Below are 2,249 nucleotides of genomic sequence, written 5' to 3'. Positions count from 1 at the left end.
GTGATCGAAAAGCCCTACACGGTCGACCGCGTCACTCCGGCGATCGAGGCGGCGATCGCGCAGTAGCGCTCGCGCGCGCCGCGGCACCATGTTCGAATTCCAGTCGCAGCTGATCTTTCCGACGCACGCGGTGCCGCGGGCTGGTCCCTGGCCGGCGGGAGCCGAGCGGCTGACGCTGACCACTGCGGACGGGCACGAGCTCGCTGGAATCCGCATCCCGGCCGACAAGCCCCGCGAGAAATCGACCCTTCTGCTGGGTTTCGGCGGAAACGCGTGGAATGCGCAGGACGTCGCCGAATATCTGCATGAGGTCTTTTCAGACGAGGAGGTCGTCGCCTTCCATTACCGCGGCTACGCGCCGTCGACGGGGAACCCCTCGGCCCAGGCGCTGATCGCCGATGCGCCGCTCATCTATGATCTTGCGGTCGAGCGGCTGAAGCCGGGCCGGATCATCGCGGTCGGGTTCAGCATCGGCAGCGGCGTCGCCGCGCAGCTCGCAGCGGCGCGCAAGCTGGACGGCCTGATCCTCGTCACGCCTTTCGATTCGCTGAAGGCGGTCGCCCAGTCGATGTACCCGTGGCTGCCGATCGGCCCGTTCTTCGAGCACGAGATCGACGCCGCCTCAGCCCTCGAGCGGCTCAAGCTTCCGGTGGCGATCATCGCGGCCGAGCGCGACCAAGTCGTCCCTGCCGATCGAACCGGCGCTCTGAGGCGGATTGTCCCGGAGCTCGTCTTCGATCGGACGATCGCGGGCGCAGGCCACAACGACATTTACGCCCGCTCCGATTTCCAGGAGGCGATGCGCGACGCGCTGACCGCCGTCACGGCCCGCTAGAGAAGCCCCTTACTGCGGCTGATCCGCGCAGGCGATCTCCTTGTCCGACTTCTTCGCCTTCGTCGTGCCCATCTCTCCGGTGTCCCTGGTCACGGACTTGACGCTGTCCGGGCGCGTGTCGGCCGAAGGCTTCGCCTTGCCGGACGCTGCCGGCTTGGCGCAGGTCGGATCGGCCTTTGCCGTTGCCGCGGGTGCGTTCGCCGAGGCGCCTGGCGGCATGGTGGTGTCCTGCGTCTGGGTCGTGCTTTGATCGGCCGGTGGGGTAGCGGGCTGCGCTGCAGCCATTGCCGGGACCAGGACGACGGTGGCCGTCAGAAGAATTGCGCGCATATTCATTTGAGCTTCCCTCTTGGCTGTGGATGCCGAGGAACCCGGAAGAAACGCTCCGGCTCCGAAACGCTGCCGGGAAAGCTGCCGTTGCTCGTTCAAACCTGAATTGAGGGGCGTTCGCCGTGCCGCGACGAGCCGCCGCGCGATGCGCCGAAGCGTATCAAACTGCGACAGCCAACCCCTTGCCTGTCACACCCGCTCCATCCATATTCCTGAAATCAAACAGCTATCGGGCGGGCGGCAACCATTAACGAACCCGCAGAGTTGATTGTGGCATAAAGCGGGCTAGCATGCCCACCAGAGGACGGCCGCCAGCGGTCGCAACGCAAGGACGGGAATGACCAAGCTTTCAGGCGGCGACAGCAAGAGCACCCTCTACTGCTCGTTCTGCGGCAAATCGCAGCATGAGGTTCGCAAGCTCATCGCCGGACCGACCGTCTTCATCTGCGATGAATGCGTCGAGCTGTGCAATGATATCATCCGCGAGGAGTCCAAGTCCGCCCTCGTGAAAACGAGGGACGGCGTTCCGACTCCGTCCGAGATCTGCAAGGTCCTCGATGATTATGTGATCGGCCAGGACCGCGCCAAGCGCGTGCTCTCGGTCGCGGTGCACAATCATTACAAGCGGCTGTCGCACGGAGCGAAGGCCGGCAACGACGTCGAGCTCGCCAAGTCGAACATCCTGCTGATCGGCCCGACCGGCTGCGGCAAGACCCTGCTCGCGCAGACGCTCGCGCGGATCCTCGACGTGCCCTTCACCATGGCCGATGCGACGACCCTGACCGAGGCGGGCTACGTCGGTGAGGATGTCGAGAACATCATCCTCAAGCTGCTCCAGGCCTCCGACTGCAATGTCGAGAAGGCGCAGCGCGGCATCGTCTACATCGACGAAATCGACAAGATCAGCCGCAAGTCGGACAATCCCTCGATCACGCGCGACGTCTCGGGCGAGGGCGTCCAGCAGGCGCTCCTCAAGCTGATGGAGGGCACCACCGCTTCCGTCCCGCCGCAGGGGGGCCGCAAGCATCCGCAGCAGGAATTCCTGCAGGTCGACACGACCAACATCCTCTTCATCTGCGGCGGC

At 65.1% G+C, this 2,249-nt stretch carries 3 protein-coding genes; 2 read left to right on the top strand and 1 reads right to left on the bottom strand.

From position 1 onward, the window contains the following. Nucleotides 1-88: 88 nt before the first annotated feature. The gene (locus VFT73_RS03255) at nucleotides 89-835 is read left to right on the top strand and encodes an alpha/beta hydrolase (protein ID WP_326408716.1); all 747 of its coding nucleotides are present in this window, start codon (nucleotides 89-91) and stop codon (nucleotides 833-835) included. 9 nt (nucleotides 836-844) lie between these two features. Here the strand turns inward: VFT73_RS03255 and VFT73_RS03250 are convergent, their stop codons facing one another. Beyond that, complete coding sequence (locus VFT73_RS03250) at nucleotides 845-1,165, bottom strand: hypothetical protein (protein ID WP_326408715.1); 321 nt, start codon at nucleotides 1,163-1,165, stop codon at nucleotides 845-847. Nucleotides 1,166-1,502: 337 nt separating this feature from the next. Between VFT73_RS03250 and clpX the strand changes: the two genes are divergently transcribed. Continuing rightward, nucleotides 1,503-2,249 (top strand): ATP-dependent Clp protease ATP-binding subunit ClpX (gene clpX, locus VFT73_RS03245; RefSeq protein WP_326408714.1); only part of this gene is annotated, 747 nt, incomplete at its 3' end.

Origin of the sequence: Sphingomonas sp. (assembly GCF_035758555.1) — a bacterium.
Taxonomy (GTDB): domain Bacteria; phylum Pseudomonadota; class Alphaproteobacteria; order Sphingomonadales; family Sphingomonadaceae; genus Sphingomonas_B.
This window is presented reverse-complemented; position numbering and strand designations above follow the sequence as displayed.